At 73.9% G+C, this 16,746-nt stretch carries 13 protein-coding genes and 2 pseudogenes; 4 read left to right on the forward strand and 11 right to left on the reverse strand.

All coding sequences use genetic code 11. From position 1 onward, the window contains the following. Positions 1-44 precede the first annotated feature (44 nt). A complete protein-coding gene (locus tag ACRYR9_RS03560; RefSeq protein WP_432493230.1) occupies positions 45-662 on the forward strand; it encodes an SRPBCC family protein in 618 nt (205 codons plus the stop codon). A gap of 47 nt (positions 663-709) precedes the next feature. Here the strand turns inward: ACRYR9_RS03560 and ACRYR9_RS03565 are convergent, their stop codons facing one another. The 8 genes from ACRYR9_RS03565 to ACRYR9_RS03600 form a co-directional block, all read right to left on the reverse strand. Further along, positions 710-1,372, reverse strand: coding sequence for a response regulator transcription factor (locus tag ACRYR9_RS03565; RefSeq protein WP_432493228.1), 663 nt, complete (start codon positions 1,370-1,372; stop codon positions 710-712). Next, on the reverse strand, positions 1,369-2,544 hold the full coding sequence (locus ACRYR9_RS03570; protein WP_432493226.1) for a sensor histidine kinase: 1,176 nt from the start codon (positions 2,542-2,544) through the stop codon (positions 1,369-1,371). Before ACRYR9_RS03570 ends, ACRYR9_RS03565 begins: the two co-directional genes overlap by 4 nt. 22 nt (positions 2,545-2,566) lie before the next feature. Further along, complete coding sequence (locus ACRYR9_RS03575; RefSeq protein WP_432493224.1) at positions 2,567-4,750, reverse strand: MMPL family transporter; 2,184 nt, start codon at positions 4,748-4,750, stop codon at positions 2,567-2,569. Between the two features lie 148 nt (positions 4,751-4,898). Then, a complete protein-coding gene (locus ACRYR9_RS03580) occupies positions 4,899-5,048 on the reverse strand; it encodes a hypothetical protein (protein ID WP_432493222.1) in 150 nt (49 codons plus the stop codon). Positions 5,049-5,709: 661 nt separating this feature from the next. Beyond that, positions 5,710-7,608 (reverse strand): FtsX-like permease family protein, encoded by a 1,899-nt coding sequence (locus tag ACRYR9_RS03585; RefSeq protein WP_432493220.1) that lies wholly within the window; start codon positions 7,606-7,608, stop codon positions 5,710-5,712. Further along, on the reverse strand, positions 7,605-8,354 hold the full coding sequence (locus ACRYR9_RS03590) for an ABC transporter ATP-binding protein (RefSeq protein ID WP_432493300.1): 750 nt from the start codon (positions 8,352-8,354) through the stop codon (positions 7,605-7,607). Before ACRYR9_RS03590 ends, ACRYR9_RS03585 begins: the two co-directional genes overlap by 4 nt. A gap of 116 nt (positions 8,355-8,470) precedes the next feature. Then, entirely contained in the window at positions 8,471-9,136 is a 666-nt protein-coding gene (locus tag ACRYR9_RS03595) for a response regulator (protein ID WP_432493218.1), read from the reverse strand. Then, entirely contained in the window at positions 9,133-10,425 is a 1,293-nt protein-coding gene (locus ACRYR9_RS03600; RefSeq protein ID WP_432493216.1) for a sensor histidine kinase, read from the reverse strand. The genes ACRYR9_RS03595 and ACRYR9_RS03600 overlap by 4 nt, the downstream gene beginning before the upstream one ends. Positions 10,426-10,601: 176 nt before the next feature. Between ACRYR9_RS03600 and ACRYR9_RS03605 the strand changes: the two genes are divergently transcribed. Beyond that, complete coding sequence (locus ACRYR9_RS03605) at positions 10,602-11,537, forward strand: CPBP family glutamic-type intramembrane protease (RefSeq protein WP_432493214.1); 936 nt, start codon at positions 10,602-10,604, stop codon at positions 11,535-11,537. A gap of 366 nt (positions 11,538-11,903) precedes the next feature. Here the strand turns inward: ACRYR9_RS03605 and ACRYR9_RS03610 are convergent. The 3 genes and pseudogenes from ACRYR9_RS03610 to ACRYR9_RS03620 all read right to left on the reverse strand — a co-directional run. Continuing rightward, positions 11,904-12,005, reverse strand: a pseudogene (locus tag ACRYR9_RS03610) (DUF4193 family protein); the annotation flags it as partial. 12 nt (positions 12,006-12,017) lie between these two features. Further along, positions 12,018-12,227, reverse strand: coding sequence for a hypothetical protein (locus ACRYR9_RS03615; protein WP_432493212.1), 210 nt, complete (start codon positions 12,225-12,227; stop codon positions 12,018-12,020). 233 nt (positions 12,228-12,460) lie between these two features. Beyond that, a pseudogene (locus tag ACRYR9_RS03620) lies at positions 12,461-12,586 on the reverse strand (transposase); the annotation flags it as partial. A 376-nt stretch (positions 12,587-12,962) separates the two neighbouring features. Here ACRYR9_RS03620 and ACRYR9_RS03625 point away from each other — a divergent pair. Together ACRYR9_RS03625 and ACRYR9_RS03630 are read left to right on the forward strand one after the other, a co-directional pair. Beyond that, complete coding sequence (locus ACRYR9_RS03625; RefSeq protein WP_432493210.1) at positions 12,963-13,940, forward strand: NAD-dependent epimerase/dehydratase family protein; 978 nt, start codon at positions 12,963-12,965, stop codon at positions 13,938-13,940. 145 nt (positions 13,941-14,085) lie between these two features. Next, the gene (locus ACRYR9_RS03630; RefSeq protein WP_432493208.1) at positions 14,086-16,671 is read left to right on the forward strand and encodes a rhamnogalacturonan lyase; all 2,586 of its coding nucleotides are present in this window, start codon (positions 14,086-14,088) and stop codon (positions 16,669-16,671) included. Positions 16,672-16,746 lie beyond the last annotated feature (75 nt).

Here is a 16,746-nt window from a genome sequence, read left to right on the forward strand (position 1 = left end):
GTGAGCTCCAAACCGTTCATCTCCTTCCGGTGAGGAGTTCCGCGGTGCAGAACCACGACGTGCGCGCTCGGTCCACGGCATCCTCGGACCAGGTGTGGGAGCTGCTCATCGATGCGGCGAGCTGGCCGTCCTGGTCTCGCATCGACGAACCGGTCGTGCACGAGTCCACGATCACCTCCCCGGACGGCCGCGACGGCATCGGCGCCGTCAGAGCCTCCCGGTCGGGCAAGGTGGTGACCAGGGGACGCATCGTCTTCCTGCAACCGCGGTCCCGCTTCGCCTGCGAAGGCGAGAACGGTCTGTACCTGAGGAACTACCAGGCCGTCATCGACTTGAGCGGGACCAGCGGTGTGGACACGCTGATCCACTGGCGCGGCAGTTGCGAGACGCAGTGGGGAACGCGGTGGTTCTGGCAGCGGTTCATGCAGCGCTTCATGCAGTCGATGGCGGACGGGCTGGCGTCCCACGCCTCGGCACGACGCCGACGATCCGTTGCGTCGGTTCCAGTGTGGCAGCCGGTGAGCGAGGGTGATGGCCAGGCGTGCCAGTGCGGTGGTGGTCACCGTGCTGGTGCCGCAGCGCGGTACCGCCTGCTCGCAGGGGAGGTGCGTGCCACCTGGCCGGGTGGTGCCGGGGCCGACCGCCGCCGGCGCCCTTGGTGATTCGCTGCCCGTCGAGCGGTGGCGCCGGCAACAGCGAGTCGTGCCGTTCACCGCACCCGGACCAAGCCCTGCCGGTAGGCGGCGACGACGAGCTGGGTGCGGTCGCGTGCACCTACCTTCATCATGGCCCGGTGGACGTGCGTGCGGACCGTCAGGGGGCTCACGGTCAGCCGTTCGGCGATCTCCTGGTTCGACAGGCCCTGAGCCGCGAGGGCGGTGACCTCGCGCTCCCGGTCGGTCAGCATCGCCAGCGATCCTCGGGGCAGCTCGTCGGTGGTGCCGGGAGCGGACAGGAAGCGGCCGATCAGCGCACGGGTGGCTGTCGGTGACAGCAGTGCTTCGCCGTCGGCCACGGTGCGGATCCCGGCGAGGAGCCCGTCCGCCGTGACGTCCTTGCCGAGGAACCCGCTGGCTCCCGACTCGAGCGCGCGGGCCACGTGCTCGTCGGTCTCGAACGTGGTGAGGATCAGCACGCGCGTGCGCTCCAGCCCGGGCGTGGAGCAGATGTGCCGCGTCGCGGCCAGGCCGTCGAGGACCGGCATCCGGATGTCCATCAGGACCAGGTCCGGGCGGTGCTGCCGGGCGAGGCGGGTCGCTTCCTCGCCGTCCGCGGCCTCGGCGACGACCGTCATGTCCTCGCATGAGTCGATCAGCATGCGGAACGTCGAGCGCAGCAGCGCCTGGTCGTCTGCGAGAAGGATCTCGATCATCGAGGTGCCGGGTTTCCTTGCCACGGGGTCAGGGGGATGGTGCAGAAGACCTCGTACCGATCACGGCCGTCCGGACCCGCCCGGACCGAACCGCCGACCGCGCGCGCACGTTCGCGCATCCCGATCAGCCCGTGACCTCCTGCGCTCGCCGGGCCGGAGGGGACGGGGCGGGCGGGTCCGGCTGTGGTGTTGACCACGCGAACGGAGAAGGCGTCCTCCTCGTACGCCAGGCGGATCGTGACGATCGGGCGGACCGCGTGCTTGGTGACGTTGGTCAAGGCTTCCTGGACGATCCGGAACGCGGTGAGCTCGACCAGCGGCGGCAGGCGCCGCGGTGTCCCGTCGCTGACCACGCGCACGTTCGTGCCCACCGCCCGGCACGCCTCGATCAGGTCCGGCAGCTGGTCGAGACCGGGCGCCGGCGCGGTGCCCACCGGGGGGTCCTCCCCAGCGCTGCGCAGCAGCCCCACGGTCGCCTTGAGCTCGCGCAGAGCGGCCGAGGTGGAGTCCCCCAGCCCGGCGAGGAGCTCGCGCACCAGCTCGGGACGCCGGACCAGCAGGTGGGCCGCGGCCCCTGCCTGCGCGTTCGCGACCGCGAGGTGGTGGGCCACGACATCGTGCAGGTCGCGTGCGATGCGCAGTCGCTCCTCGCTCAGCCGCCCGCGCAGCTCCTCGTCCCGGCGGTGCTCGGCGTCCTCCGCGCGGGCTCGCACCACCTGCAGGTACGCCCGTTCGGCGTGGGTCGTCCGTCCCGCGAACAGAGCCGGCAGCAGCCACAGGGCGACACCGACGGTCTGCAGGAGCAGGGACCCGCCCGTCGTGTTCGCACCGCTCGCCGCCGCGCCCACGACCACCGCGCCGACCGCGGTCCCGGTCCACCAGGCTGCAGGCCGGGGACCGTGCGAGACCGTCAGCCGGTACAGGCACCCGATCAGCGGGGCCAGCAGCAACGGGGTCGGCAGGTAGCCGGCCGCGCAGGCGGCGGCCTCGCAGCAGGTCGCGACCACGGTCGCGGCGCGCGGGTGGCGCGCGGAGGCGAGCAGTGCCGCGCTCGCGACCGCGCCCAGCACGGCACCGGGCAGCACCGCGGCCGGGCGGAAGATGCCCTCGGTGCTGAGGCTCGCACCGAGGGCGGCGAAGACGAACGCGACCAGCGCGCCCACCACGTTCACCACGGGGACGGTACCCGGTCGATCAACGCCCGCTCAGCGCCTCGACAGGCTCCTGCTGCGGTGCGCTCAGCGACTCGCCCTCCACGTCGACGCGGGGCAGGAGGCGATCGAGCCAGCGCGGCAGCCACCAGGCCCGCTCGCCGAGCTGTTGCAGGACGGCGGGCACCAGCGTCAAGCGGACCACGAAGGCGTCGAAGAAGACCGCGCACGCCAGCCCGAGGCCCACCATCTTGATCAGCGGTTCGCCGGCCGCCGCGAACCCGCCGAACACCCCCATCATGATCAACGCGGCTGCGACCACGATCTTCGAGCTCTGCTCGAAACCGGTGACGATCGCCTCGTGGGCCGACCTGCCGTGCGCGTGGGCCTCGCGCATCCGCGACACCAGGAAGACCTCGTAGTCCATCGCCAACCCGAACACGATGCCGACCAGGAGGATCGGCATCAGGCTCGTGATCGGCCCGGTCTGCTCGACGCCGAGGAGGTCGGCCGCCCACCCCCACTGGAACACCGCGACGATCACCCCGAGCGCGGCGGACAGCGAGAGCAGGAAGCCGAGCGCCGCCGTGACCGGGACCCACACGGAGCGGAACACCACCAGCAGCAGCAGCACGGCGAGTCCGATCACGACGCCCACGTACGGCACGAGCGCCGACTGCGTCTTGTGCGCCACGTCGATGTCCAGCGCGGTGGTGCCGGTGATCTCGTAGCTCACGCGTGCTGCCGCCTCCACGCCCGGGCGCGCGGCCCGCAACGTTCGCACCAGGTCCTCGGTGCGCTCGTCGGTCGGGCCCGTGGACGGCACGGCGGTGAGGATCGCCGTGTCCCTCTGCTGGTTGAAGCTCGCCTCCGACACCGAGACCACGCCGCTGGTCGCCCTGATGTCGTCCGCGACGGTCGCCACCGCGGCGTCCACGTCCGCGGCGCCGCGCGCGTCGACCACCACCGTCAGTGGACCGTTGAACCCGGGACCGAACGCTGCAGCCCTCAGGTCGTAGGCGCGTCTCTGGGTCTCCGTGACCGGCAGCGAGGCGTCACCGGGCGTGCCCAGCTGCAGCGACAGGGCTGGAACGGCGATCGCGGCCAGCAGCGCGGCACCCGCCAGCGTGACCGCCAGCGGACGGCGCAGCACCAGCCGCGTCCAGGCGCGTGCCACCGACCGGCGGGCGGGGGAGCGGGCGCCGCCTCGGCGCTGCGCTCGCGCGAGGACCCGGTTCGGGGCGAAGCTCAGCAGCGCCGGGACCAGGGTCAGCGCCACGAGGACTGCCACCACCACCGCCCCCGCGGCGGCAAGACCCATCGTGGCCAGCGACGGGACCCCCACCACCGACAGCCCGGCGAGCGCGATCACCACGGTGGCCCCGGCGAAGGCCACCGCCGAGCCGGCCGTTCCCACGGCGCGCCCGGCCGCCCGCTCGGCGTCGTCGTGCTGGTGGCGCTCCTCCCGGAAGCGGGAGACGACGAACATCGCGTAGTCGATGCCCACCGCCAAGCCCAGCATCAGGGCGAGGATGCCGCTGGTGATCGTCATCCCCAGCGGGCCGGACACCGCCCAGACGCCGAGGAACGAGATGGCGACCCCGGTGATCGCCGTGAGGAGCGGCAGCCCCGCCGCCACCATCGAGCCGAAGGTCATCAGCAGCACGACCGCGGCCACTCCGACTCCGGCGAGCTCGACGGCGCTCATCCTGGTGCTGGTCTTGAGCGCCGATCCGGACACTTCCGCCGTCAACCCGGCACCGCGCGCCTGCTCCACCGCGTCGACCAGCGCGGTGCGCGACTCCTCGGTCACCTGGGACGAGGGCACCTCGTACGACACCGTGGCGAACCCGGTCGTCCCGTCGTCGCTGATGCCCGTGCCCGTCGAGGGTGGGACCACCCGCAGCACCTGAGGCCCGCGGGAGAGCGCCGCCAGCGCCGCGTCGACGGCCTCCGCGTTCTCGATGGACGTCAGTTCCCGGCCCCGTGGAGCGACGAACACGATGGTCGCCGACGCCGCGTCCGCGGCGGCGCCGGGGAAGCGCTCCGCGAGGAGGTCGAACGCCTGCTGCGATTCGATCCCCGGCATCGTCGGCCTGGTGTCGACGGGGCCGTCCGACTCGACGGCGAGCAGCACCGCGCCGCTGAGCGCGAGCAGCCAGACCGTCAGGACCGACCACCGCCGGCGGTAGGAGAGACGACCTAGACGACTGAGCATGCCTGCCATGACGTGACGCTCCACTTCGCTCTGGAATGGTGCTCACAACGTTCCAGTGCCGTCTGCGCACGTCGTCGTGCAGGTGCAGGCACCGGGTACGGGAATCGCAGTACGGCGATCGCAGTACGGTCGACGCGGTCCCGGACGCCTTCACGACTCACGTCACCGCACCGCTGGGTGCACCGGTGCAGGCGGGGATGAGGACGTCGAGCAGTTCGTCATCGGTGGCGCAGGCGGCGCGCGAGCTGTGCAGGTGCCGCACGGTGCACTGGAAGGCAGTCGGGCAGCGCTCGTCCTCGTCGATCACCCGTGGCGACTCCACCCGCCCGGCCGCGCCCCGGAGCAGGCATGTCGGCCCCGGCGGCTGGGCGGAAGGTCACGCGATGGTGAGCGCGTCGCCGACTTCCCGCAACGAACCGGTCACCAGCGGGGCGTCGTCCTCGGCTTCGAGGGCGTCTGCGGTGCGGGCGGGCTGGTCGGCTCCCCGGTGCGCGTGCCGGGCTCGCGTCAGCTCGCACGTCGGCGGGCATGGCGCTCTGAACACGACCCACGTCCCCGGACTCGCTGATCACGACCCGGTTGACTGGACGGCGAACTGAGGAGCCGGTGGCTGAAGGGCGCTGTTCTCGAACTCCACGAAGCTGCGCCCACCCAGGGCGGAGTGCCGCCGGTCGTGGAAGCCTTCGATGTTCCCCCGCTGCGTGGGAGGCGCCCCCATCGGACACCGCGTTGTCGTACGGATCGCCGACGCTGCCCAGCGAGGGCCGGGGGCACCTCCCACGAAGTGGGGGAGTCTCCGCCCACAACGAGGTGCAGTCCTTCTCGTGCTCCAGCACCGTTGGCGCTGCGCGGTCCACGACCTCCGGCGGGTACCCCTTCGCCGTGATCGCCATCCTGACCCACCAGGGAGCGGCATCGGAGCCGTGACGCTTCATCCACGTCCGGCCGGGGTCGGGTGCCGCTCCCTGCTAGGTCACCAGCCGTGTCGTCCGGCGGGCGGACACCGCCGTGGCGACGAGGGCGAAGGCCACCACGGCCACGCTGACGGTGCCGTACGTCGGCAGGTCGACCACGGGCGGTCCGTCGAGCAGCCCGGCGCCGACGCCGATCAGCGACGGCACGACGGCCACGGTGCCGATGGCGCACGCGGTCGCCCCCGTGATCAACGCCTCGACGGTGGTCATCGCCACGAGCTGGCGCCGGGTCGTGCCCGTGCGGTGCAGCAGCGCGAACTCCTCGCGGCGCGCCGCCGTGGTCAGGGCCAGCGTGCTCGCCGCCCCGACCGCCACGACGCCGAGCAGCACCAGGAGCAACGCGGTGCCGATGTCGTTCTCCCCGCCGGCGGACCGCGTCGCGGTGGTCACGTGGGTTCCGACGTCGGTCGCCGTCACACCCAGCGCGCTGATCGCCGCGGCGGCGTCCCGCGGTGCGGTGCCCGGACCGACGTCGACCAGCACGGTGTCGGGCACCACGGGCAACCCGTGCGCCTCGGCCGTCGCCGGACCGGTGATCAGGCCGGCCACGCCCAGCCCACGCGAGAACACCGCGACCACGTCCGCCTCGACGACGTCGTCGCCGAGCTGGAGCGTGAGCGTGTCGCCCAGACCGACGCGGGTCTGGAAGGCCGTGTCGGTGCTGATGGCCACGGTGTCCGCTGCGCCGAGCCCCGCGAGCCCACCCTCGACGACACCGGGGTCCAGCGTGCCGGCCAGCTCGCCGGGGACGACCCGCAGCGCGGCCGGCTCCCACGCCAGGCCACCGGCGACGGCCAGGTCCTCGTCGTCGGTGCGGACCTGCGCCGGGACGGTGGCCAGCGGCACGGCAGCGGCGACGCCGGGCACCGCAGCGACCCGACCCACGGCGTCCGCCGAGCCCTCGGCGGGGGTGACGACGAGGTCGGCGGTGAGCGCGGCGGTCATCTCCTGCTCAGCGGCCACCGTGATCGCCTGGTCGACGCTGCTCTGGACCGTCGCCGCGGCGACGACCAGCGCGAGCGGAACCACGACCGTCGTGAGCCGCCGGGAGAACCCGCGCACGTTGCGCACGGCGAGCACCGCCGCCGGGCCGCCTGCGGACGGGTGCACCCGGGCCAGGCGGTCGAAGAGCCAGCCGACCAGCACCGGCCCGGCGAGCGCCGCGGCACCGACCAGCAGGAACGAGGAGATCGCGGCCGTGGCGCTGCCCTGGACCCCTGGGACCCACAGGGGTGAGGAGGCGGCGGCCAGTCCGCCGGCGGTCAGGGCGAGGGCGGCGATCCGCCGGGCGGGCCCCACCCTGCCGGCCTCGACGGCGCTCTGCCGCAGCGCCGCCGTCGGAGCCGTGCGGGCGGCCTCCCGCGCCCCGAGCCGGCCCACGGGCACGGCGGTGGCGACGATCAGCACCACCGCGAGGAGGACGGGCAGCGGGGACAGGGCCGAGGTGAAGCCCGGTCCGACCATCCCGGAGCGCACGAGCAGCGGGTCCAGCAGGCGCGCCCCGAGGAGTCCGAGCAGCGCGCCCGGCGGGGCCGCGACCAGCGATACCACGGCCACCTCGAGGGTGACTGCGCGCCGGACCTGGTTCGGTGTGGCACCGACCGCGCGCAGCAGGGCGAACTCCCGACGGCGCCCGCGCAGCGCGAGGCTCACGGTGGCCGCGACGACCATGACGACGACGACGAGCAGCGTGCCGGCGTAGGAGGAGGCGAGGGCGACGAGCAGCCCTCCGGCGAGCGCGTCGCCGGCGGACCGGGTGCGCAGGCCGGACTCGAAGAGCACGCCCGTGACGGCGACGGCCGCCGCGGCGACGGCCAGGACGAGCGCGGTGCCGGCGAAGGCTCCGCGGTGGGCGCGGACGCCGGCGGACGCGAGCTGCCACACGGTGATCACCGGCCCTTCTTCAGCAGTCGAGCGGTGACCTGCTCGGCCGTGGGCGACTCGAGCCGGTCGACGACCAGCCCGTCGGCCAGGACGACGACGCGGTCGGCGGTGGCAGCCACCTCGGCGTCGTGCGTGACGACGATCACGGTCTGACCGAGCTCGCGGGCCGAGTCGCGCAGCACCTGGAGCACGGCCGCCCCCGTGGCGGAGTCCAGGGCGCCGGTGGGCTCGTCGGCGAAGACGACGGCGGGTCGTGTGATGAGCGCCCGGGCGATCGCGATCCGCTGGGCCTGCCCACCGGAGAGCTCGCCCGGCAACCGCTCCACCAGGTCGGTGACGCCGAGGAACTCCAGCAGTGCGCCCTCCCACGCCCGGTCCACGTCGCGGCCCGCGAGGACGAGGGGCAGGCGGATGTTCTCCCGTGCCGTCAGGTGCCCGATGAGGTTGTAGGCCTGGAAGACGAAACCCACGTGCTCGCGGCGGAACCGCGTGAGGTCGTCGGCGCGCAGCACCGTGAGGTCGTGGCCGCCGACGACCACCGCACCCCGGCTCGGTGTGTCCAGCCCGGCAGCGCAGTGCAGGAGGGTGGACTTGCCGGAGCCGGATTGACCGACGACGGCCGTCACCGAGCCGGCGAGCAGATCCAGGGAGACCCCCCGCAGCGCGTGGACGGGCTCACGGCCCTGGTAGGTCTTGTGCAGGTCGATGAGCCTGAGGGCCGTGGCCGTCACCTCAGGGGTGGCCAGCAGTGCCATGGTCGTGCTCCCGGTGTCGAGGTCGGTGTCGTCGACCTCGAACCTAGGAACCGCGAGGTGGGTGATCGAGCCTCCTGAGGAGGGCTGGGAGGGTTCCACCCTTCGATGCAGGTGCCTCAGCCGCCGACGTCGACCACGCGGTTCTGGTAGGCCCACACGACGGCCTGCAAGCGCGAGCGCACCCCGAGCTTGGGCATCATCCGCGCGAGGTGGGACTTCACCGTGGAGACCTCCAGGTAGAGCGCCCGGCCGATCTCCTCGTTGGACATGCCCTGCGCCAGGTGCAGCAGGATCTCCAGCTCGCGCGCGGTCAGCAGCTCGCTGGCCCGGGCGGCCGTCACCGGCTGGGTGCGGCGACGCGTGAGCAGTTCTTCGACCACCCGCTTCGTCAGCGTGTCCGCGAGGGTCCCGTTGCCGGCGGCGACGGAGCGCACGGCGTCGACCACGGTGGCCGGTTCCGCGTCCTTGAGCAGGAAACCGGACGCGCCGGCCTCCAGCGCGCCGAACAGGTACTCGTCCACGTCGAAGGTGGTGAGGATGAGCACCGGGACCGGGTCGAGCGCGCCGGGTCCGCACAACTCCCGCGTGGCGGTGATCCCGTCGGTCCCGGGCATGCGCACGTCCATGCAGACGACGTCGGCGTGCAGCCGCCGGGCGGCCTGGACCGCCTGCGCGCCGTCGGAGACCTCGGCGACGACGTCCAGGTCCGGCTCGACGCCCAGCATCACCCTGAGCCCGGCGCGCACCAGCGGCTGGTCGTCGGCGATCACCACGCGGATCACCCGGCCGCTCCGTCCACGCGCGCTGACGGCCGTGGCGCTTCGGCCTCGCGCTGGGTGGGCACGCCGAGCGTGACGCGCCAGCCGCCACCGGGCTCGGGGCCGTAGTGCAGCAGCGCATCGGTCAGGTCGGCGCGCTCCTGCATGCCGACGAGGCCCAACCCACCTCCGGGACGCGCGTCGAGCCCGGCCTCGAGCGGCGCCACGGGGGCCGGTGGCGGCCCGTTCACGACGCTGACCCGGAACACGGCCGGGTCCTTCGCGTCCAGGACGACTTCGCAGCGCGCCCCGGGCGCGTGGCGGACGACGTTGGCGAGGCACTCCTGCACCGTGCGGAAGGCGGCGAGCTGGGCGAGCGGCCCGACGGCACCCCACTGCTCGGCCGGGCTGCCGAGGACGGTGAGGGTCGCGTCGACACCCGCCGCGCGGGCGCGCTCCACGAGCGCCGGCACCGCCGCGAGCGTCTCGACCGGGCGTTCGGTGTCCTCCGGGGCGTCGCGCAGCAGGCGCACGAGGGTGCGCAGCTCCTCGAGCATCGCGGAGGTCTCGGCCCGCACCCGCTGCACGGCGACCTTCGCGGCGGCGGGGTCGACGTCGATCTGGCGCCCGATCGCCCCGGTCATCACGGCGATCCCCGACAGGTGGTGCGCGGCGATGTCGTGGAGCTCGCGGGCCATCGCCGCCCGCTCACGAGCCACGGCCGCCTCCACGCGGGCGCCGTGCTCACGGCTGAGCGCCTCGACCTGCCGGGCACGAGCTTGCGCCGCCTCTCGCCGGGAGCCGACGACGACGCCCGCCGACGCAGGGAGGACGACGATCCCGAGCGCCTGGGCCAGGGGGGCACCCAGCTGCACGAGGATCGGGGCACCGTCGGCGGGCTGAGCGATGAGCGTCCCGACGCCGACCAGCACCGCGGCGAGGCCCAGCGCCGGGGCCGTGCGGCGCACCGCCTCGACGACCGTCGCGGTGTACGCGGCGACGAGCACGGCGACGCTGGTCGTGCCGATGACCTCGCCGAGCCCGGCGAGGGCCGCCACCGGGACGCCGGCGGCCACGAGCCCGAGGACCAGGCGCGGGTGCGCGCGGCGCCGTGCGAGGACGAGCGCCTGCGCGACGACCACGGCGATGCCTGACCACCACGCTGCGCTCCCCGGCTGGGGGACACCGGCCCCGGCTTCGGGGTCCGCCTGCACCGCGGGCACGAGCAGGAGCAGCGCCGTGACGGCGACCAGGCAGACCGCACCCGGGACGGCCACCTCGGTGCGGGCGGGCGTCCCGGGGCGCAGGGGCATGGCCCACATCCTGCCAGCCCCGCGCACGGGGACGCCGGAGGTTCTCGTGCCGGGCGCCTCAGGGACGCGGCCGCACCACGGCGTGGACCGCGGGCCGTGGTCCTTTCGATGCAAACGCGCCGGTTGCCGCTTTCGCCGCTCGAACGGTACCCGTCGTCAGAACCAGGATCGGCCCCATGACCACCACCTCACCTCCCACCGCCGCGCACCGTCCGCGGACCGGCGGTTTCCTCGCGCCCATCCGCAGCCACCCCCTCACCAGTTTCTTCGTCCTCGCGAACGTCATGAGCTGGATCGCCTGGACCCCCTACGTCCTGTCCCAGCACGGCCTCGGTCTGTGGGCCTACCGCTTCCCCGACTCCTTCGGCGGCGGCCAGATCCTCGGTGTCCTGCCCGGCGCCTACCTCGGCCCGATCGCCTCGGCGCTGCTCATCACCGCCATCGCCGACGGCCGGGACGGGCTGCGGCGATGGACGAGCCGGATGTGGCGCTGGCGGGTCCGCTGGCACTGGTACGCCATCACTCTGCTCGGAGTGCCCGCCGCGATGCTGCTCACCGGGTTCGCCTTCTCCGGAGGGCAGGTCAGCGCACCGTCACTGCTCGCCATCTCCGCCTACGTCCCGATGCTGCTGATCCAGATGGTCACCACCGGCCTCGCGGAAGAACCCGGCTGGCGCGACTTCGCGCTGCCCCGCCTGCAGGACCGGTTCGGCCCGCTGGCCGGCTCGATGGTGCTCGGGCCGTTCTGGGCGCTGTGGCACGCCCCGCTGTTCCTCACCGAGTGGGGCGGGTGGCCGCACGCGCACTGGTCGCGGCCGGTGGCGTTCGTCGTGTTCTGCCTGGCGTTCAACCTGGTCATGACGTGGGTGTTCAACAGCACGGGGCAGAGCCTGCCGCTGGCGGTGCTCGCCCACGTCAGCGTCAACAACTTCGCGTCCGTCCTGTGGACGGACATCTTCCCCACGATCGACGAGGACCGCGCGATGGTGGCGACGGCCTCCGGGGCGGTGGTCGCTGCCGTCGTGCTCGTCATCGCCACCCGGGGGCGGCTGGGTCTGGACGGCCCCCGCAGGGTGGTGGGCGAGATCGGCGGCAGGCGTGCTGACCGCTGAGGCAGCCGGGTGCAGCTCACCGGACGTCCGGCTCGACGGCGTCGTCGAAGGCAGCCACCAGATCGCCCGGAGCCCGGTCCGAGTCGGCGACGACCACCTGCCCCCTCCACGACGCCGAACGGCGCGCCCGCCTGGGCGACCACCCGGGGACCGGGGACGCCAGCACGGGGGAACGCCGCCGAGGAGTCCTCCCCTGTCGCCGAAGGAACCCACCACGGCCGCGTCAACACCAGCCCGGGCACGCTGGCAGCCGCCAGCGGTGCGCCGCCGCCGCTCGGCTGGGGACCGTGAGCGTCCGACCGGGGCCACGAGCGCCGGTGAGGGGCGAGGCCCTCCGTCCCGGCAGGTGTCGGTGCGCTCAGCGCCTCAGGTGGCGCAGTCGTCGCAGACCAGTCGCCCACTACTGACATCGGAGCTGTCGTGCAGCCGACTGCGGTGCTTGACCAGGAAGCAGTCGGTGCAGCTGAACTCATCTCGCTGTCACAGCGGGACGCGCGCCGACAGTTCCTCGCCCGACGAGCCCGCCCCAGGCGGCTCGAAACCCGCAGCGACCTCCGGGGGAGTGGCCTCGATGCGCCTGCGACGCAGCGCGCGCCGGGTCGGTCGGTGGGCGCGGGCCTCGTCGGCGACGACCCGATCGACGCGGATCTCGCGGCCGGGCACCGAGAGGTCGGCCAGGGCGTCCAGCAACGGCAGCAGTCGCGGGTCGTCACCTGCTCGGCAGGGGTGAGGACGACGGCCAGCGGGAGGTGTCCCCGGGCGAGGTCTTCGATCCAGGGTGCGCACCTCCTCCTCCGGGCACCGGCGCAGTGCTGGTGGGCCCGGACGTGGGTGGAGTCGATGTCGATCACCATCGCGGTCGCTTCCCCGAGGGAGCTGCCGCAGTCGTCCTCGACCGCGACCTCAGCCAGGACCCGTTCCCAGGTGCCGTCCGCGGTCCACTTGCGCAGCCACTCGTGCGCCGCCTTCCACGACACGTGGCGTTCAGGCAGGTGCCGCCACGGCGCCCCAGTGCGCAGTTCCCACGAGATCGCGTTGACGAGCTGACGGAGGAGCCACCTCCCACGAAGCGGGGGAGTCTCACGAGCGCCCGTCGCGCTGCACCACCGGTGGCAGCACCGGCTCGATCTGCGTCCGTGCCTCGTCGAAGGCCTGACCACGACCCGCTCTGCCCACGTCGTCACGGTGACGCAGCCGCAAGATCTGCAGGACACGCCCCAGCAGCTGCTGCCCCTCCGGCGTCGAGGCCTGGGCACGACGAGCAGCGGGTCGTTCCTCCGCGACGGCGACCGACCAGGCCCGCGGCAACGACGAGGTGGTCGCAGGTCAGACCGCGGCTGCGCCACGGCCCGGTCCGTGCCACGATCCCCGCACGGCGATCGCGCGCGGCGACGCCGCACCGACCGAGCGACGAGGAGGCCCACCGTGCGCGTGGTGGTCATCGGGGCGACCGGGCACGTCGGCACCCACCTGGTGCCCCGCCTCGTGCGCGCCGGCCACGACGTCGTCGCGATCAGCCGCGGCACCCGCGAGCCCTACCACCCCCACCCCGCCTGGGACCGCGTCGAGCGCGTCACCGCCGACCGCGACGCCGAGGACGCCGCCGGCACCTTCGGCGAGCGCGTCGCCGCGCTGCGCCCCGACGCCGTGGTCGACATGGTCTGCTTCACCCCCGCCTCCGCCGCCCAGCTCGTCGAGGCGCTGCGCGGGCGCTGCGGGCACCTGCTGCACGCCGGCACCATCTGGGTCCACGGCCCCGCCACCGCCTCACCCCTGAGCGAGGACGACCCGCGCGAGCCGTTCGGCGACTACGGCACGCAGAAGGCCGAGATCGAGCGGCTCCTGCACGCCGAGACCCGCACCGGCGGCCTGGCCTGCACCGTGCTGCACCCCGGCCACATCAGCGGCGCCGGCTGGCCCGTCATCACCCCGCTGGGCAACCTCGACCCCGCCGTCTGGCACGCCCTGGCCACCGGCACCGAGCTGCCCGTGCCCGGCCTCGGCCTGGAGACCCTGCACCACGTGCACGCCGACGACGTCGCCCAGGCCTTCGAGCTGGCCCTGCACCGGCGCTCGCGGGCGGTGGGGGAGAGCTTCCACGTCGTCTCCGAGCGGGCGCTGACGGTGCGCGGGATGGCCGCGGCGGTCGCCGGCTGGTTCGGGCGCGAGGCGCTGCTGCGGCACGTGTCGTGGGAGGAGTTCCGCGAGCTGGCCGGCGAGCACGCGCAGGCGTCGTGGGAGCACCTCTCCCGCAGCCACAGCGCCTCGATCGCCAAGGCCCGCGCCCTGCTCGGCTACGCACCGCGCTTCACCTCGCAGGCCGCGGCGGCGGACTCGGTGCGCTGGGCGGCCGAGCGCGGCGAGCTGGACCTGGCCGGGCAGCGGGTGCCGCCGACCGCCTGAGGCGCGGGAACCGTTCGGGCAAGCGCTTGCCAGGTGACTGCGCGGCCTCGTACGGTCACTCGCAGCGGGAGGGCCGCACGCCGCTGAATCGTTTCGCGACGACGGCGTCGCGTGCCCCGGGCCCCCCACGGACGAAGGACGGGCGATGAGGCTTCTCCCACGTGCGACCACCGGTCGTGCGCTCGTGTGCGGCGGCGTCAGCGCCGCGCTGCTGGTGGCTCCCGCCACCACCGCCGGCGCCGGCCCCGGAGCGGACCGGACGCAGCACGGCACCGCCACCGGCACCGGCGTGCAGCTCGAGTGGCTCGACCGCGGCCTGGTCGCCGCGGCCACCGAGCGCGGCGTGTTCCTGTCGTGGCGGCTGCTGGGCCACGAGGTCACCGGCGCCACGGTGAACGGCGAGACCGGCCCGGGGTTCCGGGTCTACCGCGACGGCGCGCTCGTGACGACCGTCACCGGCAGCACGAACTGGCTGGACACCGCCGGCGGCGCCACGTCGCGCTACCGCGTGGTGCCCGTCGTCGGCGACCGCGAGGCCGGCCCTGTGGGGGAGGCGACCCCGTGGGGCGGGGCGTCCCTGGACGTGGCGCTGCGGAAACCGGCCGGCGGCACCACCCCGGCGGGGGAGCAGTACACCTACTCCGCCAACGACGTCAGCGCCGCGGACGTCGACGGCGACGGGCAGCTGGAACTCGTCGTGAAGTGGGACCCCTCGAACTCCAAGGACGTCTCCCAGGTCGGCTACACCGGCCGCACCTACCTCGACACGTACGAGCTGGACGGCACCCTGCTGGCGCGTTTTGACCTCGGCGTGAACATCCGCGCCGGCGCGCACTACACGCAGTTCCTGGTGCAGGACTTCGACGGCGACGGCCGCGCGGAGCTGATGCTCAAGACCGCCCCGGGCACCTCCAGCACCCGCTACGTCGACGGCGAAGCGGCCGGCACCCGGCCGATCACGCTGCTGCCGCAGGACGTGGCGGCGGGCGTCAGCCACGCCGACGACTACCGGCTCAGCGCCGCGGGTTACCGCGAGCACCTCATCGGGGTGCTGCGCGGCTGGCACGCGCACCCGGAGGTCCTCGCCGGGAACTGGCCGGCCACGGTCGAGGAGGCCCTGGACCTCGAACCCCGGTACTCCTACCCCCTGTCCCAGGCCGACGCCGCGGCGCTGGCCGACCACTTCATCGACGTCTACGCGCCCGCCCGCCCCTCCCGCAACGCGCTGCGGAACTTTGAGGGTTTCATCCTCACCGGACCGGAGTACCTCACCGTCTTCGACGCCGGCACCGGCGAGGAGCTGCAGACCGTCGCGTACGAACCCGGCCGCACCGACGACGGCCTGATGTGGGGCGACTACGCCATGTCCCGCATCGAACCGGGCAACCGCGTCGACCGGTTCCTCGCCAGCGTCGCCCACCTCGACGGAGAGCACCCCTCGGCGGTCTTCGCCCGCGGCTACTACACGCGCACGGCCCTGGTCGCCTACGACTGGGACGGTGAACAGCTGACGCGGCGCTGGTCGGTCGACAGCGGATTCACCCCCATGACCAACCCGTTCGACGACAGCCCGCACGGGCGCGACGGCACCGACCCGGAGTTCGGAACCCTCACCACGCAGGGTTTCCACTCCCTCAGCGCCGCCGACGTCGACGGCGACGGGCGGCACGAGGTCGTCTACGGCTCCGCCACGATCGACGACGACGGCTCCCTGCTGTACTCCTCGTTCGACACGTTGCCCGAGGGTTCCGCCGACCCCGGCGCGAACGCCCGGCTGGGCCACGGCGACGCCATGCACGTCACCGACATCGACCCCGACCGTCCGGGGCTGGAAATCTTCACCGTCCACGAGGGCGGCACCTCGGCCCCGTACGGCAACGCGCTGCGCGACGCCGCCACCGGCGAGACGATCTTCGGCACCTACTCCGGCCGCGACACCGGCCGCGGCATGATCGGCGACGTCGACCCCGCCACCCGCGGCATCGAGGTGTGGGCCTCCATGCCGAACGGCACGGACGGCTCCGGCCTGCTCAGCGCCCGAGGGGAGCAACTGGCCCCCACCACGCCCGGGACCAACCAGTCCATCCGCTGGGCCGCCGACGGCACCACCCAGATCGTCGAGGGCTCCGGCGACGCCACCCCTGTCGTGCGGGACTGGAACCGCGGCGTCCTGCTCACCGCCACCGGCACCCGCACGAACAACGGCACCAAGGGCAACCCGTCCCTGGTCGCCGACGTCCTCGGCGACTGGCGCGAGGAACTGGTGCTGCGCACCACCGACAGCACGGCGCTGCGCATCTTCCTCAGCACCGAGGTGACCGACCGTGCGGTGCGCACCCTGCTGCACGACGCGCAGTACCGCGACGAAGTCGCCCGGCAGCAGACCGGCTACAACCAGCCCTCCCACCCCGGCTTCCACCTCGCCTCCGACACCGACTTCACGAAGGTGCCCGCACCGGACGTGCTCGCCCCGAGCCCCGCGGTGCTCGGCGAGCGCGTGGCGCAGCTGTCCGCCGCCGGTGAGGTCACCGGGTCGGCGGCGAAGACCCTGCGCGCGCACGCGCGCAACGCGCAGCGCCACCTCGAACGCGGTCGCGCGCAGCAGGCCGGGCGCGAGCTGCAGCGCTTCCTCGACCGGCTCGAGCAGCCCCGGGGCAGCGGCCGCATCGACGAGCGCGCCGAGCGGGTGCTGCGGTACACCGCCACCTCCGCGATCGCCGCGCTGGGCTGAGCACCCGCACCCGGCCCGGCAGGTGCACCACGACCGTGTCGCCGGTGCGCTGCACCCACACCCCCGGCAGGGTCG

Origin of the sequence: Kineococcus auxinigenes (genome assembly GCF_050871525.1) — a bacterium.
Classification (GTDB): Bacteria; Actinomycetota; Actinomycetes; order Actinomycetales; family Kineococcaceae; genus Kineococcus.